Genomic DNA, 19293 nt, shown 5'->3' with positions numbered 1-19293 from the left:
AGCTCGCGGGGTAACCCGCCGGTAAACTTTACCGTGAATGTTAATAAAACAGTAGAGTATCAGATGCAGTTCCGTTCGTTTAATTATATTGGTATTTACCGGGCTATATTGTACAGCGTAAATAAAGAATATATCGATTTACTGAATAACCAATCGGGCTCGTCATCACAAAACCTGGCTAATATCCCTACCAATGTAAACAATGGCCTGGGTATTTTCACCGCTATGCAAGCCGATACCATTAAGCTTACGCTTACCCAATACTAATAAAACAACAAACAATCCCCTCATAAGCAGCCCCGGCATAATTTCGGGGCTGCTTTGGTTATATACTAAGTTGTCATCCAGAGCGCAGGCGAAGGATCTTCTTCGGCATACTTATCCCTACGCTGGCGCTCTGAATGACAAAATATCTACTTATCCTCCTCTTTTTCTACCAGCTTCATACCACACTTAGGGCAAACCCCGGGCTTTTCCTCACAAACGTCTTTATCCATTACACAGGTGTATTTACACTTGGTTAATGCTTGTTTTTTAGGCGCTGGTTGGGCACATCCGGCCAATACAACCGCTAATATTATCACTAACTTTTTCATCTTTAATTATTTTTAATGAAGGCTGCAAAGCCGAATAAAGAAACTACCAGGATACCCAGGGCGGCCAGCATGGTTACGATGTCGCGAATGTTTTTACCAGCCCAGGTCATGCCGAAATATTTGTGGAGGAAGATGAATGACAAGCCTTCGGCCCTGTCTATTCCTGCTGTTTTAGTAGCTAGCTTGGCTGTGGCTGTTTCTATATACCAGTTCTGGTTGTCAAAGCTCACCTGCTGTACCGGTAAACGTTTATTAATAAAACCGTAATCGTTGTTAAACTGTTTAATTAATGTTACCGAGTCAGGCTTATTAACTGCCGGTTCACCATTAGCCTGGCGATAATAGTTAGCCAATGAAACTGCCAGTTGCTGGTCGCCATCTTTAAGCAGTGCGCCATTTTGGGTATCAAAATATTCCACCTGCTTATTCGTTTTTAATACCTGGTAATAAACCCGGCTATTGAATTTAATGATGGATACCTTTTTAATAAGGCTGTCAGCCACGGGTAAGGTCAGATTGGATTGCAGTAGTTGATCGCGGTTTATCAACTGCTCAAAAGGTTTACTTTCCGGTTTGTTATTATGCAGTTTTACCAGCAGGTGAAAGCCTGCACTAATCACAAACATAAGCATCACAAAAGACACAATAAGCCCTAGCTGGCGGTGAAAGCGATGTAAAAAACGTTTATCCTCCCCTCCTTTTGCTTTCCGCTTTTGGCTGATCTCTTTAAACCTTTTCCAAAACAAACCATACACCGTGATACCGCTAAGCAGCGATAAAAACAAAATACCTATAATACATACCAGCACAATAATCCTGACCCTTTCGCCGGCCGAATCGCCCAAAAACTGCCAGGTGTGAAACTCCTCGAACAAACTCAGCATAATTCTGCGGGTATTATTGTTGAAAGTACCCAAACGGCTTTGCCCGGTTTCAATGTAGATGGTCATGCCATCCGGGCGGTTTAATCTTACCTTCCAAACAGGTAACAGGTGGTTGATGGGCTGATATTCGCTATCAAATTTAGTTTGCAGCGTAATTCTCTTAATTGGAGAAATAGAATCGGCAGTAAAAAAGCGGGCAAGGTATATGGCATAAGCCTTATCGCCTTCGGGTAATAATTTACCATTTAATGCCGAATAATAATTGCAAGTACTATCCTTTAACAGCACCTGATACCAGGTGTTGTTATTAAAATTAACTAAACTAAAATTACGAATCTGCCCCAAATGATTTTGGTCCATCACTTGCTGAACCGATAGTTTTGGCTGCAGTTTATCCTCTGTAAGGGGCTTAAATACTTCCTTTGGGATAAAAGGCCTAAACCAGTTAGACATAAATGGGTGTAACAAACCGCTCAGCGTCCAGCAAATTACAGGCAACAATGCGATAAGCCCCAAAATGCGGTGCCACTTGTAAAAGTTTTTACGCAGTGTTTGTGTCGATTTTTCCATCATTAATATTTTGATATGGCGTAGCTAACCCCCAATGTATAAATACGGGGCGGCGCAGCATTGTAGGTATCGCCATACTGGCTGCTGGTTACCGTGGTAGCATAAAGCTTGTTAGTTACATTTAGTACATTAAGCCAAATACCAAGCCCTTTTAAACCGGTCTGCTTACAATCGTACCCAAAGCGCAGGTTGGCAATATCATAGCCACTATAGGTTTTGGTATTGGCGGGGTCGGTAAAGTAATGGTTAATGTGCTGCCATTCGGGTGCAATTCTAAAACCTGGTAAAAAGTGTGGCTTATAGGTAAGTTCGCTGTTGGCAATCCAGGCCGGTGCATTGTTCATACGGTTGCCATCGTAAACAATACTATAAGTTCCACGGGTACTGCTGCTTAACACCTCGCTGTAATGCACATAAGTATGTATAGCATTAGTACCACTAAAGCGGAAGGTAAGGTCCTGCACAGGTGCATAAGTAACCGAGTACTCGATACCGCGGTGGCGCGTTGCACCTGCATTTTGATTTTGGGTAGTATTATCAGGCAGCAACTGGCTGATGATTTCGTTACGCCCTTCCAGATCAAATAAACTCAACTCGAAATACATTTTTTTGTTTAATGCCGAAAACCAGCCACCCAGTTCGTAATTATCGAATGTGGCTTGTTTAAGTGGCACTAATTGGCGCGAGCTGTATAAATCGCCGGTTTCGGGCGGCTGGAAACCTACACTGAAATTTCCGTAGAAACCTTTGTTGGTGCCCAGGTTATACGTAAAACCCAGTTTAGGAGCTAAAATATTAAAGTTATTGGCTTCCTGTTGTTTGTATTTGGTGTTGGTAGACGGCAAACCGTTGGTAAAGTCATAATGAACCCTATCATAACGTAACCCGGCTACAATACGCAGGGCTTCAAAGGGTTTCATTTCGTACTGGGCATAGGCGGCGGTATTGAATAATTTAATGCGGTAATCATCAATATAAGTACCTGTATTAGTAAAACCGGTATAGTAGTTATTGGCCTGGTCTTTATTAACATTTAAATACTGGGCATAGTATGAACTTGGGCTATCATCCAAATAAGCACCTACAATAATGCGCGAATGCAGAAAGTCAAAATCGGTACGGTGCTGTGCCAGCAAACCATAACTGCGAAACCTTTGATCGTTAACCTGCCCGTTTGAGCTTACATACTTACCATTGGCATCGCGTACATCGGCAATGTAATAGCTGGGTAACTGCGCTGTTGAGTTATCTCTGAAAAAAGCTGTTATAAAAGTACTGCTCTTAGCACTCCAGGCATGATCTAAACGTAGGCTGGTACGAAACGCCTCCACCTTACGATAGGTAAAACGCTGGCTACTGCTATAAGTACGGCTATAAAAACGGGCACTATCTAAACTGCCCGGCGTTTGGGTATTGAGGTAATTGTATGATGCGGCTCCTGTTAGCTTGGTGTTGTTATCAAAATCATAAGTTGCTTTGAGATTGCCAGAGTACTTATCGAAATTGGTATAATTTTGCCAGCCATCACTCTGGTGCGCTGCATAACCACCAGCGTACAAACCAAATTTACCATCAGTAAAACCACCATTGGCATCAACCCGGCGATAGTGATAATTATCGCCCTGTACAGATGCATTAGCTGCATAACCCGATGGTGGACTCTGGGTAATAAAGTTGATAGCCCCCCCTACAGAGTTACTCCCATACAACGATGAGGCAGGGCCTTTAATTACCTCGATATCCTTTACGCCCGACATATTGATCTCGTACAAAGAATTATGGTTAAAAATACCGGTAGGCCTAATAGGCAAACCATCTTCCATATACAAATATAGCGCATTATAGGTGATGGGCTGGCGAATGGCCATGGTATGCTGCTCGTTACCCAAATCGACCATGTAAACCCCCGATACCTTGTTTAACAACTGGTAAAGCGCTGTAGCTTTGGTATCCTGAATCTGTACAGAATTGATTTTACTGATGGCAATAGGCGCATCCTGACGGGCTTGCTTTTCGCGACTGGCGGTTACAATAACCGGTTGCAAATCTAACGATGACGGCTGCAGCATTACCTGCATATGGTCGGCTGGTTTAATGATCTGTGTTACATAACCTACCATGCTAAACTTAAGCGGTTTGCCGGCGTTGATGGTAAATTTCCCTTTACGGTCTGTTGCTATAGCTATTGGGCGGGCCAAAGACGAAGTATCGGCCATACGTACCATTACACCTTGTAATGCTTCGTGGGTAATGGCATCTACTACAGTGCCGGTAATTTGCTGACTAAAGGCTGTGTGAATAAGCCCGATAAAAAATATAACAATAAGGTAATAACGTTTCATTATGAATAGATAAGGACCCCCATATCCGGTTAAAGGGATTGAGCTCCGGGTAATAAAATACAGATCGGGCCAAACCAAAAAACATGGTTCAGATAAGCGCATAGCAATGCCTTGCCGATCAAAATGAATTAAGAAATAAGATGGGAAACGTTATGCCCGTGGAGGCTGGAAAATAGAGGATTGATTCTTCGGAAGAGCAAACGGCGCTTCGCGCACAACGAGCGTTCTGCTGTGCTGCTCTTTCAACGAAAAATGATCTGGCTGGGTAATGATGGCAACCTGGAAACTGTTTTTCTGATTCTCCCGTTCGGCAGACTTTTCCTTATCGGCAGCCTGCTTTAGCTTTTTCATCAGATAACAGTGTCCGTTACAGTGCATCCATGGCCGGCTTTTGTTTACGCAAAGCTGCGCGGCTATGTACTTCTGGTTCAGATCAAAACCCGCCACAATAAAGTACTGCGAAAACTGGGCGCTAAACAGCCCCCATAGCAGTATTATACAGATAAACCGGTTCTTCATTGCCGCAAAAATAAGGGTTATTTTGGATATCGGATGTTCGATTTCGAATTTTTATCTTACTGCTAGCAAAGGCGTTGCAAACGTCGGGAAGTGTTAAACACGCGTTGCAAAAGCGCGCGAGTGAAATTCTTGATTCTTGGCTCTCGATTCTTGGCTCTCTAATTCTTTCCTATCAACTCCACTTCTTTAACCGTTGGCGCATTGCGCAAAGCCGCTAAAGCAATTTCCACCTCGCTGCACTTAATGGGGTATTTTGTTGATGCAGGTATGTTTTGGGGGTCTTTGTAATAACGCAGCAGGCTTTCCTTTAATCCCGGCGAAAGGTATTGAAATTTACCTTTTTGCAGGCTGATTAATAACTCTGCATAAGTTTGGTCGGCAAGGCTGTATTCGCCTATTACAGATGGTTTACCGGTATCAAAATCGATATTGTTCAGTGATAAATTCTGGTCGCGTACGGCGTGCAGATCTTGTGCATAGCATACCAATATGGTATCAAAACTATGGATAAAGAAACGTTCTCCGTCTTTACCGGGGTCAACGTATTTTAAAGTTTTAAGTGGGCCAATTTTAGGCAACGCATTAATGGCCCAGCTCAAAAAGTTAGCCCAAAAACCAGGCTTAGATTCGCCTTTGCCAAACTCCTGGTGGTATTCGCGCTTCTTCATTTTGTATTGGAACTTTTTGGCAGTCATACCGGGTTGTCTTTTAAGGATGCTGTCTTTCTCAGACTTCCAGGTTTTACGTACCAACGTAGGCATCAGGTTTTTTACTCCCCACCTAAAGGTTGATACACTACCCTCAAAATTACCGAAAAGCTGATCTAATGATTCGCCATAAGTTTTCAAAAAAGCACGTTCGAGCACTGGTTTAGCTATCGCAAAGCCAATAAAATCATGATAAGCCTGGGTATTGTAATTGCCTCGGGCTATTTGCAGCACATCGTACGAAAACTCTACCCTGCTATGCGATGTACCATCATCTTCATAAGTAACTACATCGCCATATTTCTTTCTCAAACTATTATAAACAAGAGGTACGGTATGGTTGGTTGCTATTGAATGGCCAAACTCATCGGCCCGGTAGTGAGATAAGGCACCGAGTGCAAAGGCATATTCATTTAAATTTCCGGCTTCCTTAATGAGGTTTTCTACCATATCGCCGCTACGCACATAATGCATCAGGTCGCTAAAATATGCGCTGCCACCCGGCAGATACCCCATATCTGCAACCATGGCACCGCCATAAACATAGCCGTGTGCTACCTTAATGTCAGAATCTGTAGCCATTGGGTATTTTTCGCGAAGCAAGGGTTTAATTTCTTTAACCCAGCTGGCATCAACAATGGCTTCATGAGCCAGTATGGCGTAAGCACTTGCAGAGGAGATGTATAAACAGCTGCAAAGCAGCATTAAAATTAGAGACCGGCTAAATAAGCGTAACATTGTTTTAGTAGAAAATGATAGAACGTTATGTAAAATACTAAAACTCTACAGAATGTTTTATATGATATGTAACATTACACATATAAAAACCACCATTTTACTTTGAAGAAAATACCTGTACTAAATTTACCTTTAGCAATAATTCAGATTAAGAAGAAATGTCAACAGGCAATAATTTACCAGCCCTGCGCTGCCAAAAGAAGTAAATAATTAACCCGGTTACAATAATACCCCCCGCCATAGCAATGTACACCAGCGGACTTGTTAGCAAAATAAACAGCCAGACGATAATGGCAATAATAGCAGGTATTGGGAATAGCCGCATTTTGTACGGGCGAGGTTCTTTCGGCTTGTGGTAATGCCACCATATCACCCCAAAGGCCTGACCCAAAAACTGGATAATGATGCGCATGGTTACAATAGCCGTAATAATCTCTTTCATTTTAAAAAGCAGGCTGAAAACAAAGGCAAAAGCACCTAAGAATAACAACGATACATGCGGAAACTTTTTGGTAGGATGGATTTTACCGAACATCGGAAAAAAATTACCATCAATGGCCGCAGCATAAGGCACGCGCGAGTAACCCAGCGTTACCGAAAAAAGGGACGATAGGGCGATAATTAATATAAGCCCTGTTGCAAATTTAGCCACCCCGCTGTTATAAATATGCTCGAAGTATAAGCTGATAGGGAATTGAGATTTGGCCACCTCCTGCCATGGCAGTATCCCTAATACCATAATTTGCATACCGAGATATAGCACAGCAATGCCCGCAATAGAAATAAAAATGCTTTTTGGAATATTGCGCTCAGGGTTTTTTATCTCGCCACCCAAATGGCAAACATTGTAATAGCCCAGAAACGAGTAAGCCGTTTTTAATGAAGCCTGCCCCAAGCCTACAAAAAACAAGGGGGTAAGGTCCCAGGCATCTTTACTTACTGTGAAAGCCTGTTTACTGTTAAAACCGTTAAACCCGGATGCAATAAGCCAGATGAACGTCCCCCCGGTTATGATCCATAGGATAACTGATATCTTGCCTACCGTTTTGATGTTACGGTATAGCAGCAGCACTAACAAAATAACCAAAGCGCCACTCACCATTTTTTGCTCCCAACCAGTTAAATTTACCAGATAGGTAAGGTATTGCGAAAACCCGATAGCGCCGCTGGCAATAACCAAAGGCGCCTGTATAGTAGTTTGCCAGATAAATAAAAAGGCAAACATTTTGCCCCATTTACCATATAAATTTTGCAGAAAAACATAGCTGCCACCAGCCTGCGGCCACTTAGCCCCCATTTCGGCCCAGATGGAGCCATCCATAAATGCCAGCAAGGCACCAACCAACCAGGCGATGAGGCATTGCGGCCCCTTCATGGCACCTACAATAAATGGTATTGTGATAAACGGCCCAATGCCCACCATATCTATCATGTTAATGGCTGTTGCCTGTGTGAGCGACAAGCCACGCTCGAGCTGATGTTGATTTACAGGGTCATTGGGCATTTGCTAGCAATAATTAGTTGAAGGGATTAAATTAAATAAGTTGTACGAGTTATCGGGTGCACAATGCTAAAAAGATACAAAAATGACAAACCCGCAAATGGCAAATGACTATCGACTAACCATCTTTTCTCCCCATTTCTCCAGCATTACAACTATTTCATCCAGTTTCATAGGCTTGCTTAGGTAATCGTCCATGCCGGCTTTTAGGCAGGCTTCGCGATCTTCAGATAGTGCGTTGGCTGTCATGGCAATAATAATGGGCTGTACAGTCATATTTTGGCGAATAAACTGCGTTGCTTCCAGTCCATCCATTTCTGGCATTTGCACATCCATAAATATTAGCTGGTAAGGTTTGGTGGCCACAGCATTTACGGCATCATGCCCGTTAACGGCTATGTCCGCGTTGTAGCCCATTTTAGTAAGCATGCGTAAAGTAAGCTTTTGGTTAATTATATTATCCTCGGCTATTAAAATATTCATAGGGTACTGTTTGGCCAACTCATCATTAAAATGCGATTTAACCGCTCTGGTTTCCTTTACTACACTCCCATTATTTTTTAACTGATCTATAATTTGCTTATGTAGCAAATTCTGCTTGGTGGGCTTGGTTAATATCACATTAAATAAATGCGATACCTGCCTGCTTTGCTCGTTACCAACCGAGCTTAGTAATATAATAGGCAATGCCGGATGCTCTTTCTTAATATCCGCAGCAAATTGTGCGCCATCCATTCCGGGCATGCTCATGTCTGTAATTACAAGGTCGATGCCGGGGTTTGTAGCCAATAAAGCCAGCCCTTCTTTACCAGAAGCTGCCATAAGCGGCACAAGATGCCATAGCTTAAGCTGTGTTTCCAGGATATCACGATTGGTGGGGTTATCATCTACAACCAATACCTGCTTATTTTCGAGATCCGTAGTGGTTAAATTAACATAGGTACGCTGGGCTTTAAGGCCTGCCTTAGTTTTAATGGTGAACGAAAACGTTGAGCCAATGCCTACTTCGCTTTCGGCCTTAATGCTACCGCCCATCAGCTGCACCAATTTATCGCTGATGGCCAGGCCAAGCCCGGTACCACCATATTTACGCGTAGTGCTAGAGTCTACCTGCGAAAATGCTTTAAACAACCTGTCCAGCTTGTCTGCAGGTATGCCTATCCCAGTATCGCGCACGCTAAAATCAAGATTGAAATAGGTCCCGTTAGACGCGCCTTTTTTTACATCAATAAAAACCTCGCCACTGGTAGTAAACTTCATTGCATTACCAATGAGGTTAATTAAAACCTGGCGCAGCCTTAAGCTATCGCCCGCTATCTGCGACGGTACATCCTGGTGGATCTGGTATACCAGGTCAAGATCCAGCTTGGCGGCTTTGGCAGCAAATATATCCAGCACATTTTCAATACAATCCCGCAAATCAAAATCCTGAACCTCCAGTTCCATATTGCCCGATTCAATTTTCGAGAAATCAAGAATATCATTAATTACGGAGAGCAATGCATCACCGCAGCTTTTAATCGTTTCTACATATTCATCCTGCTCAGACGATAGTTCTGTTGACGAAAGCAGCGCAGCCATACCAATAACGCCATTCATTGGTGTACGTATTTCATGGCTCATAGTAGCCAAAAAGGTGCTCTTTGCCTTGTTTGCCTTCTCTGCTTCTTCACGGGCTTCTTCTGCATCCTCACGTAGCCTACGCTCATTTGCCGACATCTGGGCCAGCCGGTCTGTGCGTTCGCGCACTTGCTTTTCCAGTATCAACTTTTGCTCATTAATCCTGTTTACCCGCATCAGAAACAACTGGTAAACAACCACCACTGCTGCAATTGCAGCAATAAGTTCAAACCACCAGGTAAACCACCACGGTGGTATTATGGTAACAGTAAGCCCACCACTCTCTGGCGACCAGTTACCGGTATTGTCTCTATACTTGATCTTAAATACATAAGTACCAGCCGGGATGTTGGTGTACGAGGCTACACTTCGGCTTTGTATATAGTTCCAGCCCTTGTCAAAACCTTCTAAAATGTAGGCATACTCTTTTTTGCTGGTTGCCCCGTAATCAAGCGCAGCAAAATGGAACGTTACTACAGATTGCTGATAGGTTAAGGTAAGCCGGTCTGTGTCTGTTATATCTTCTTTTAATGGCGACGGATCTTTAACACTACGGGCTATATGTACTCTTTTATTAAACAGCTCGAGGCCGGTTATTACCAATGGAGAAAAACCTGTAGGCTTTAAGATCTGATCGGGGTCAAAAACGTTGAACCCATTTAAACCTCCAAAATACAAACTGCCGTCCGGATCTTTATACGCCGAATGCGGCTTAAATTCATCACCCTGTAAGCCATCCTCTGTGGTATAATTTTCAAATGTTTTCCTGGCAATGTTATACATGGCAATACCATTGTTTGTGCTCATCCATATATTACCGCGCTTATCCTCTAATGCAGCATAAACAGCATCACTCGGCAAACCGGCCTTTTCGTCTAACACAATAAATTTACGGTTAGGATAGTCAAACAGGTCTAAGCCCGAATAGGTGCTTACCCATAAATTGCCTTTACTATCTTCCATAATATCGGGCACGGTATTGTTACTGATACTGTTATGCCTTTCATCGTGCACAAAGTGAGTAAAGGTATTCGTTTTACGATCGAGCAGGTTTAAACCGCCATCATAAGTACCCACCCATAAATTACCATGGCTATCTTCCAATAAAGAATATACCCTGTTACTGTTTAAGCTTTGCGGATTTTCTTCATCAAATACATAGTGCTTAAATGTGTGCGTAACTTTATCATACTCATCAAGGCCGCCATCATAAGTGCCTATCCATATTTTTTTATCCCTTGTTTGCAAAATAGAATAAACATTATTAGACAAAAGGCTTTGCGGGTTACCAGGCTCATGCTTTAAATGGGTTATTTGTTGTGTGTTGTGGTGTATAATACTAATACCATTACCCCATGTACCCACCCACATATCGCCATCTGCGTCTTGCGTTACCTTCAGCACAAAATTACCGGCAATACTATTAATGCTATTTTCGTTGTGCCTGTACACGGTAATCTTACCCGTTTTTTTATCTAGTTTATTAAGCCCGCCTCCATCGGTACCTATCCAGATATTTCCGTCTTTGTCACCCTTAATATCCAGCACAAAATCATTAGACAGGCTATTAGGAGCCGATGTATGCTTATATAGCGTAAAGCTAAGGGTACTTCTTTTAAACAAGTTAATACCCCCGCTAAAAGCACCAAGCCACATATTGCCCAACCTGTCTTTACAAATAGTATAAAATGAATTGCCCCTCAGGCTGGTATTGTCAATATCGTCATGCAGGTAGTTGTGGAATTGCCTTTCGGCCCTGTTGTAAATACTTATACCGCCATTTTCTGTACCAATCCAAAGGTTGTTATCGTTATCCTCATTAATAGCATAAATTGTGTTGCTAGATATACTGTTGGCTTTTTCGCTATGTAAATAAGAAATGGATTTACCCGTTGCCGGATCGAAATCGTTAAGCCCTTTATCCAGGGTTCCTACCCATAAGTGATGGGCAGTGCCTTCAAAAATACAGCTAATTCTGTTGCTTGATATGCTTTCGTTATTACCGTCCTGATGCTGATATTTAATAAAGCCGCTTGTTTGCGCGTTAAACAAGTTTAAACCGGCCCCGGTGCCAGCCCATAACCGTTGTTTGCTATCTATAAATACGGTACGTACATCGTTATTGCTTATACTCTTTACATCGTAATCGGCATGTATAAAGTGCTTAAACTTTTTCGTTTTTATATTAAGCTGGTCTAAGCCCCCTTTCTGAGTTCCAATCCACAAATTGTCATTATTATCCAGCACCAGTTTATTAACCACATTACTGGCTAAACTATTAGGATCGCGGCTATTGTGCAGGTAACGATAAAAACGATCTGTTTTACGGTCATACATATTAATACCACTGCTTTGGGTAGCAATCCACAGGTTGCCGTTTTTGTCTTCAACAATATCCTGTATAAAATTACCGCTTAAGCTGTAACTATCATTAGGCTCATAATGATAGGTTGTAAAACGATAGCCATCATAACGGTTAATCCCATCACGGGTACCCACCCAAATGAAGCCCCTGCTATCCTGAATAATGGCACTTACATTTACCTGCGACAGGCCTTGCTGTGTGCTGATATGCTCTACCTTAAGTGTTTTTGGCTGGGCATAAGTTAGCAATGGCACGATTAATAAAAAGGCTATCAATACGCGCATCCCTTTAATAGCAAGGTGATGGCTAATCATATAATTGGCTAACAAGCGGTCTATTACTTTATACGTAATCAGTATTGTTTAAGATATAATGGGTTATTAAAAAAAGAAGTCATGGCAGGTTATAAATATAACTTTTAATTAATGATATATTTACTAATTCCGGTACATATGCCTCAAAAAAGTTACACCATAATTAGCCGTCAAATCCATAAATTGGGCTAATAATTACTCTAAACTACTAAACTGATATGATGCGTAAATTTACCGGCTATGTCTCGTGCATGCTGTTGCTAGCCTCTATGGCAGGTGCACAATCAATCCCCTCGCCCAAAGAGCATTTTGGATTTAACATTGGCGATGATTACCAATTGGCCAACTACACACAGTCTGAAGCCTTTATCAAAAAGCTGGCTACATCCTCGCGGGCCAAATATGTTGATATCGGTTTAACCGAAGAAGGCCGCCACCAGTTTATGCTGATCGTTTCTTCGCCCGACAACATCAAGCACCTGGATAAATACAAAGCCATTGCTCAAAAACTGGCCCGTGCCGAAAACTTAACCGACGAACAAGCGCACAAACTAGCCGATGAAGGCAAAGCCATTGTTTGGATTGATGGCGGTTTACATGCCAGCGAAACCGTTGGCTCGCATCAATTACTGGAAACTGCTTACGAAATGGTTACCCGCACCGACCCGCAGGTAATGCAGATACTGGATAAAACCATTATATTATTTGTACACGCCAATCCAGACGGACAAGAGCTGGTGGCCAATTGGTACATGAGCGAAAAAGACCCTAAAAAACGCAATATGAACGTGCCGCGACTTTGGGAGAAATATATTGGGCATGATAACAACCGCGACTTTTTTATCATGAACATGAAAGAAAGCGCGAACATTGCCCGCCAGCAATATCTGGAGTGGATGCCCGAGATTATTTATAACCATCACCAGGCAGGCCCGGCTGGCTCTGTAGTGGCAGGGCCGCCTTACCGCGATCCGTTTAACTATGTGTTTGACCCGTTATTAATGACCAGTATTGATGGCGTTGGTGCCGCCATGGTGAGCCGCCTGAATGTAGAAAACAAACCGGGTTATACAGAGCGTAACGGCACCAGTTTTTCTACCTGGTGGAATGGTGGTTTACGCACCACTGCCTATTTCCACAACATGGTTGGCTTGCTTACCGAGATTATCGGCAGCCCTACGCCGGCAGAAATCCCGCTGGTGCCCGAGCGTTTAATCCCTAACAGCAATACACCCAACCCTATTACACCGCAACCATGGCACTATAAGCAGTCTATAGATTATTCGGTTTCGCTTAACTATGCGGTATTAGATTATGCGGTACGTAACCACGACGAGCTGCTGTATAACTCGTACCGGATGGGTAAAAACTCTATTGAGCACGGTAGTACCGATTACTGGACGTTATCACCTAAACGCGCCGAAGCCATTACCGCGCTTTACAAAAAAGACAAACCGGCTACCGCGAATACCGAAGGCAGGGGCGGCGCAGTTTCTTTTGGTAACGAAGGCAGGGGCAATAACATCCCTGTTAAATACTTCGATTCTGTTTTACGTAACCCGACCCTGCGCGATGCACGTGGCTATATCATCACTACCAATCAGCCCGATTTCCCTACTACGGTTAAGTTTATTAATGCGCTTATTAAATCCGGCATATTAATACAAAAAGCAACTGCGCCGTTTGCCGTTGCAGGCAAACAATACCCTGCCGGATCGTACATTGTTAAAACAGACCAAGCTTTCCGTGCACACGTGATAGACATGTTTGAACCCCAGGATCACCCTAATGATTTCCAATATCCCGGAGGCCCTCCTATCCGCCCGTATGATATTGCAGGCTGGACACTGGCTTTCCAAATGGGTGTAACTTTCGACCGGGTAATGGACGGCTTTAGTGGCCCGTTCGAACGCATCCCTTACGGGCAATTGCAGAATCCACCGGCTACCACCATACCCTCGGCAGTTAAAAACGGTTACTTATTAAGCGGTAATGTAAATAATTCCTTTATAGTTGTTAATGATCTGTTAAACGCTGGCGTACAAGTTTACCGCGTAAACGGCGAACTTAATGGCACTAAAGATGCTACCGTAGGTACTTTCTTTGTACCTGCATCAGAAAAAAGCGCCTATGCCTTATTAGAAAAATCGGCTCCGCAGTACGGTGTTAAAGTAATAGCAGCGGCTAAAAAACCGAAGGAACTGGTAAAAATAACCCCGGCACGTATTGCCTTATGGGATACTTACGGAGGTTCTATCCCATCGGGTTGGGTCCGTTGGATGATGGAGCAATACCATTTCCCTTTCAAAATTGTATATCCGCAAGAAATTGACGGTGGTAACCTAAAAGCCAAGTACGATGTAATTGTATTTGTAGGCGGTGCCATCCCTGCCAAACGTGGTGGTGGCCCGGGTAATGGTGGCGGCGAATTTTTTGGCCGTATGCCAAAGCCAGAAGAACTACCCGAAGAATTTCGTGGTATGACCGGCCGCATCACTGCCGAAAAATCAATCCCACAGCTTAAAGAATTTTTAGAAGCAGGTGGTAATATTGTTACCATTGGTACCAGCACCAACCTGGCCTACCAGTTAAACCTGCCGGTTAAAAACGCCTTAGTTGAACCAGGCAGCGGCGGCGAAGACAAACCATTACCGGGCGATAAATTTTACATACCGGGCAGCGTACTGCGTGTATCTGTTGATACCACACAACCTGCAAACTGGGGTATGTTTAGTGAAGCTGATGTTGATTTTGACAGCAGCCCCGTATTTAAACTGGATGCCGACGCAGCCAGCAAGGGTATTAAGCCACTTGCCTGGTACAGCACAGATAAACCACTACGCAGCGGTTGGGCATGGGGCCAAAAATACCTTAAAGATGGTGTGGCTGCATTCACCGCACCTGTTGGCAAAGGAACGCTGTACGCTTTCGGACCGGAAATCACCTTCCGCGGGCAAGCACACAATACCTTTAAAATGTTATTTAACGAGCTTTACGACAAGCCGGTAAAATAAGCGTAAATACTATCACCAAACAGAGAAGCCCTCTGATATTTATCGGAGCGCTTCCCTGTTTACAAAAGTGAGATTACTTCTTTTTCTTTTTAATCAACACCTTATCTGCTAATTCTTTAGTGCCGTCAATCTTATCATTATAAGTCAAGTTTAATAACTGGGCTATCATCGGGTAAATATCTACATTTTGAAAAGCCGGAATAGTTAAGCGCTTTTTGAAGTTTGGCCCCCAGGCATAAAAAATGGCATGCATGTCCTTTACCGTGTAGGGGTCGTAGCCATGTGCGCCGGGGTCTAATTTACGGTGCGTTGTATTGAATGATTTTGGCCAGTTAGGTACCAGCACAATATCGCCAATACGGTTGTGCCAGTCGTCTTTGGCACTGTAATGCCATTTAGCGGGTAAGCTATCGCGCAGATAAACTTGATAATCTTTTGCCTGTGCCTTAATTTCGGCGTAGGCCGATTGAATATCATCAGGATTTTTGGCATACAGGTGCATCAGTACGCCCTCATCAGCCTTAATAAATTTGGCAGTATCTAATGCAATAGCTGGTGTAACAGGGCTATGTTCACGATCAATGTTAGTCATCCCGTGGTCTGATACGATTACATAGTTAACCTTCAATCCAGTTGCTTTAACAGCTTTGGTCAACTCATAAATAGCAGAATCAACAAAGTGAACCGCCTTATCGGTTTCCTGTGCATCCGGCCCAAATTTATGACCCTGGTGATCTACCTCCGGAAAATAGAAAGTAATCAGGTGCGGGCGGCGGTCCGCCGGTTGTTCCAACCAGTTTACCACCGTTTGGATCCGGTCATGAATGCCGATCTGCTCGTTGTATTTATAATAATAGGTTGGATACTTCCCCTGGATATCAGCCTCCGACCCTACCCAATAAAAACTGGCAGAAAGCATTTTTTGGCGCTCGGCCAACAGCCATATGGGCGTACCACCATACCACTTGCCTTCGGTAGCAGTTTTTGATTTGTAAGAATATAATGATTTGAAATTACGGTCGTAAAAATAGTTCTGAACCAGCCCGTGGTGCGCTGGATATAAACCGGTCACCAACGAATAATGATTAGGAAATGTTAGCGAAGGATATGAAGGGATCATCGATTCTGCATGCACACCACCTGCTCCCAATTGTTTTAAATGCACCGCATGATGTTTTTCTGCATAATCATACCTAAAACCGTCTATCGAAATCATGATCACATAAGGTTTCTGTTGTTGTACAGCGCTGTTTCGGGTAGCAGCGTCAACTTTTTGGGCGGTATCAACCTGGCTATAAGCCAATCTGCTACACGCCAATCCTAAAATTAAGAACAAATAATATTTCATAGGGGGATTTAAATACTTAAAAGTATCAAAATAACGGAATAGTTATGAAGTAATAGTGAGAAAGAGATACAGGAAACAAGACAAAGACGGGATGCAGTTGAAATAAAAAAGGCAAACATTACTGTTCGCCTTTATATCTTGTTTATTGATTCTCGATTCTAATTACCCACTTCCCTTACCCAAATGTTGCGGTAGCTAACCGGTTCGCTTTTATCGCCGTGGGCTTGCAGTTTAATAGGCGAAGCACCATGTTTAACACTGTAACTTGGCTTGCCAATGTATTGAGTTGGGCCCAGCAGGCTCACATTGTTTTCAACCAATACACCGTTAAATAGCACAGTTACCCGTGCAGGTGATTTTACAGTGCCGTCTTCATTAAAAACAGGCGCAGTCCATATCACATCATATGCTTGCCACTCCCCTGGTTTAAGTGATGGGTTAGCTAGCGGGACAAACTGTTTGTAGATACTGCCGGCCATACCGTTAGTATAAGTTTTGTTATCATAATTGTCCAACACCTGTAGTTCGTAACCGGCATCACCTTTACCTATTGAAGCTAAAAACACACCGCTATTGCCACGCGCCTGGCCGGTACCGGTAATGTTTGCAGGTACGCGCCACTCAATGTGTAACTGGTAATTGTTAAACTTTTGTTTGGTTTCAATATTGCCTGTTCCTTTTTTAACGGTTATTATACCGTCGCCAACAGTCCATAATGCTGGTCCGTCCGTATCTACAGATTTCCACGCATCCAGGTTTTTACCATCAAATAAAACGATTGCGTCAGATGGTGCACCTTTATATTCCAGTTTACCCGGCGTTACCTTTGGAGGTACGGGTGTATAAATTTCGGTGTCCTCTGGTTTAGCAGTTTGCTGTGCTTCTGCCATGTAAAAACCTCCTGCTAATAATGCGGTTAATACTAATTTTGCTTTGTTCATAATAATACAATTAAGCTAACAATACGTTTCTTAAATACTTACTGCTCTCGGTAATACTTAAGTATGGGTCTATCTTGAAGTTCTCTTGTTCAACAATGTAATGCTTGATGCCGGCCAGCTTTGCCTTGGCAAAAATCTTTTTGAAATCGATAGAACCTTTACCTACTTCGGTATTTAATTCGGGCTCGGCTTTGTCCATGTCCTTTACGTGTACCATGCGGAAACGCCCCGGGTATTTCTCAAACCATTTAATCGGGTCTTGATTAGATCGTACAGCCCAGTATAGGTCCATCTCTAATGCAATAGTGGTCTCTTTAGCCAACACTTCATATAATGAGGTACCTTCTATATTTGCAAATTCAAAATCGTGGTTATGATAAGCTACTTTTAAGCCCGCTCTTTTGGCACGCTCTGCAGCCAAATTAACTTTGGCAGCAACGGCTTTCAGATCAGCAGCTGTTTTTCTAAATTTCTCATTAAGGTATGGGATGGTTACATATTGCTGACCGGTAAGCTGCGCAGCTTCAATAGCCTCATCCAACTCGCCAAATTTACCTTCGGCAAACAAACTATCCATATTGTAATGGCCACTTGGTGTAGTAAGGCCATTAGCCTTTAATAACTTGCCAAATTCTTGCGCGCTTAGGCCAAAAAAGCCATGCTCTTTGCTATAGCCATACGTTTCAACTTCTTTATAACCGGCTTGGGCAATTTTGGCAATAACTCCTTTCGGGTCTTTGGGTAACTGCTCGCGCAGGCTGTAAAGCTGTAAGCCTACTTTGCCTTCTATTTTTGCAGATGTTAACTTGGGCATCAATAAAGCGCCTGTAGCAAACAAGCCTGCCTGGGTTAAAAATGCTCTTCTGGTAGTCATGTCGATGTATTTTTAGTTTATAATTGAGTTAAATTGGTTCGACTATTACACATCGCAAATGCTGATAGCCTTACGCAACGAAGCCATCTTATCCGGATTTTTAGGGATAAACTCCTGCGCTACATACCCCTTAAAGCCGGTAGCTACAATGGCTTTCATAATGGCCGGGTAATAAAGTTCCTGGGTATCATCTATCTCATTACGCCCCGGTACACCACCTGTGTGGTAGTGGGCTATATACGGGTGAAACTCATTAATATTGTGGATAACGTCGCCCTCATCAATTTGCATGTGGTAAATATCATACAGCAGTTTAAAGTGCTCAGAACCCAGCCTTTTGCATAGCTCTGCTCCCCACCAGGTACGGTCGCATTGGTAATCTTTGTGGTTTACTTTGCTGTTCAGCAGTTCCATCACTAAAACTACTTTGTGCTTTTCGGCAAGCGGCATTAATTGCTTTAAGCCTGCCACACAGTTGTTCCATCCTTCCTCATCCGTTTTACCGCGACGGCTGCCGCTAAAACAGATCAGGTTAGTGTAACCGGCTTCGGCCACCAGCGGAATCATTGCTGTATAATTCTTAATCAATTGCTCGTGAAATTGCTTGTCGCCAAAACCATCCGTCAGGTTAATTTCGGCACCATTGCACATGGGCGAATACAAGCCATATTTTTTTAAAACAGGCCATTCTTTTGGCCCAACCAGGTCTATGCCTTTTAAACCTATCTCCTTAGCATTTTTACAAAGGTCATCTAACGGAATATCATTATAACACCAGCGGCAAGCCGAATGGTTAATATTTCCTTTTAAGGGTGCATGTTGGTCCATAGCTGCTGCCTCTGCTTTAAAAGTAGATAATACACCCGTTACCGAAAGGGCGGCTGTACCTGCCAGTATATTTTTAATAACTGATCTTCGGTTGTGTTCCATTTTTGTTTTAGAGTGATTTTTTAATGGTTA

13 protein-coding genes are annotated in these 19293 nt (G+C 43.1%); 2 read left to right on the top strand and 11 right to left on the bottom strand.

Annotation, left to right across the window (positions count from 1 at the left end; translation table 11 throughout):
• Positions 1–267: DUF4249 domain-containing protein (locus RG47T_RS04955; protein WP_216351002.1), on the top strand; the 267-nt coding region annotated here is incomplete at its 5' end.
• Positions 268–413: 146 nt separating this feature from the next.
• Here RG47T_RS04955 and RG47T_RS04950 read toward each other — a convergent pair.
• The 7 genes from RG47T_RS04950 to RG47T_RS04920 form a co-directional block, all read right to left on the bottom strand.
• Positions 414–596, bottom strand: a complete 183-nt coding sequence (locus RG47T_RS04950; RefSeq protein ID WP_074488398.1) for a heavy metal-binding domain-containing protein — start codon at positions 594–596, stop codon at positions 414–416.
• 2 nt (positions 597–598) lie between these two features.
• Positions 599–2053, bottom strand: a complete 1455-nt coding sequence (locus tag RG47T_RS04945; RefSeq protein WP_074488397.1) for a PepSY-associated TM helix domain-containing protein — start codon at positions 2051–2053, stop codon at positions 599–601.
• A complete protein-coding gene (locus tag RG47T_RS04940) occupies positions 2053–4392 on the bottom strand; it encodes a TonB-dependent receptor (RefSeq protein WP_074488396.1) in 2340 nt (779 codons plus the stop codon). The genes RG47T_RS04945 and RG47T_RS04940 overlap by 1 nt, the downstream gene beginning before the upstream one ends.
• A gap of 150 nt (positions 4393–4542) precedes the next feature.
• The gene (locus tag RG47T_RS04935; RefSeq protein WP_074488395.1) at positions 4543–4911 is read right to left on the bottom strand and encodes a hypothetical protein; all 369 of its coding nucleotides are present in this window, start codon (positions 4909–4911) and stop codon (positions 4543–4545) included.
• A 158-nt stretch (positions 4912–5069) separates the two neighbouring features.
• A complete protein-coding gene (locus RG47T_RS04930) occupies positions 5070–6356 on the bottom strand; it encodes a zinc dependent phospholipase C family protein (RefSeq protein WP_074488394.1) in 1287 nt (428 codons plus the stop codon).
• 148 nt (positions 6357–6504) lie between these two features.
• A complete protein-coding gene (locus RG47T_RS04925; RefSeq protein WP_074488393.1) occupies positions 6505–7860 on the bottom strand; it encodes an APC family permease in 1356 nt (451 codons plus the stop codon).
• 108 nt (positions 7861–7968) lie between these two features.
• Entirely contained in the window at positions 7969–12156 is a 4188-nt protein-coding gene (locus RG47T_RS04920; RefSeq protein WP_074488392.1) for a hybrid sensor histidine kinase/response regulator, read from the bottom strand.
• Between the two features lie 218 nt (positions 12157–12374).
• Between RG47T_RS04920 and RG47T_RS04915 the strand changes: the two genes are divergently transcribed.
• Positions 12375–15170 carry a M14 family metallopeptidase gene (locus tag RG47T_RS04915; protein WP_074488391.1) on the top strand — a complete coding sequence of 932 codons (2796 nt, stop codon included), beginning with the start codon at positions 12375–12377 and terminating at the stop codon, positions 15168–15170.
• A 73-nt stretch (positions 15171–15243) separates the two neighbouring features.
• On the opposite strand, the gene RG47T_RS04910 is transcribed toward RG47T_RS04915, so the two are convergent.
• From RG47T_RS04910 to RG47T_RS04895, 4 genes are all read right to left on the bottom strand, one after another.
• The gene (locus RG47T_RS04910; RefSeq protein WP_074488390.1) at positions 15244–16518 is read right to left on the bottom strand and encodes an alkaline phosphatase family protein; all 1275 of its coding nucleotides are present in this window, start codon (positions 16516–16518) and stop codon (positions 15244–15246) included.
• Between the two features lie 158 nt (positions 16519–16676).
• Positions 16677–17459, bottom strand: a complete 783-nt coding sequence (locus tag RG47T_RS04905) for a 3-keto-disaccharide hydrolase (RefSeq protein WP_074488389.1) — start codon at positions 17457–17459, stop codon at positions 16677–16679.
• A gap of 10 nt (positions 17460–17469) precedes the next feature.
• Positions 17470–18333 (bottom strand): sugar phosphate isomerase/epimerase family protein, encoded by an 864-nt coding sequence (locus RG47T_RS04900; RefSeq protein ID WP_074488388.1) that lies wholly within the window; start codon positions 18331–18333, stop codon positions 17470–17472.
• Positions 18334–18378: 45 nt separating this feature from the next.
• On the bottom strand, positions 18379–19263 hold the full coding sequence (locus RG47T_RS04895; RefSeq protein WP_074488387.1) for a hydroxypyruvate isomerase family protein: 885 nt from the start codon (positions 19261–19263) through the stop codon (positions 18379–18381).
• Between the last annotated feature and the right edge of the window lie 30 nt (positions 19264–19293).

Origin of the sequence: Mucilaginibacter polytrichastri (assembly GCF_001911425.1) — a bacterium.
GTDB lineage: Bacteria > Bacteroidota > Bacteroidia > Sphingobacteriales > Sphingobacteriaceae > Mucilaginibacter > Mucilaginibacter polytrichastri.
This window is presented reverse-complemented; position numbering and strand designations above follow the sequence as displayed.

Coding starts and splice junctions, on each gene's coding strand:
- RG47T_RS04950 (WP_074488398.1), bottom strand. CDS start 596: ATGAAAAAGTTAGTGATAATATTAGCGGTTGTATTGGCCGGATGTGCC.
- RG47T_RS04945 (WP_074488397.1), bottom strand. CDS start 2,053: ATGATGGAAAAATCGACACAAACACTGCGTAAAAACTTTTACAAGTGG.
- RG47T_RS04940 (WP_074488396.1), bottom strand. CDS start 4,392: ATGAAACGTTATTACCTTATTGTTATATTTTTTATCGGGCTTATTCAC.
- RG47T_RS04935 (WP_074488395.1), bottom strand. CDS start 4,911: ATGAAGAACCGGTTTATCTGTATAATACTGCTATGGGGGCTGTTTAGC.
- RG47T_RS04930 (WP_074488394.1), bottom strand. CDS start 6,356: ATGTTACGCTTATTTAGCCGGTCTCTAATTTTAATGCTGCTTTGCAGC.
- RG47T_RS04925 (WP_074488393.1), bottom strand. CDS start 7,860: ATGCCCAATGACCCTGTAAATCAACATCAGCTCGAGCGTGGCTTGTCG.
- RG47T_RS04920 (WP_074488392.1), bottom strand. CDS start 12,156: ATGATTAGCCATCACCTTGCTATTAAAGGGATGCGCGTATTGATAGCC.
- RG47T_RS04915 (WP_074488391.1), top strand. CDS start 12,375: ATGATGCGTAAATTTACCGGCTATGTCTCGTGCATGCTGTTGCTAGCC.
- RG47T_RS04910 (WP_074488390.1), bottom strand. CDS start 16,518: ATGAAATATTATTTGTTCTTAATTTTAGGATTGGCGTGTAGCAGATTG.
- RG47T_RS04905 (WP_074488389.1), bottom strand. CDS start 17,459: ATGAACAAAGCAAAATTAGTATTAACCGCATTATTAGCAGGAGGTTTT.
- RG47T_RS04900 (WP_074488388.1), bottom strand. CDS start 18,333: ATGACTACCAGAAGAGCATTTTTAACCCAGGCAGGCTTGTTTGCTACA.
- RG47T_RS04895 (WP_074488387.1), bottom strand. CDS start 19,263: ATGGAACACAACCGAAGATCAGTTATTAAAAATATACTGGCAGGTACA.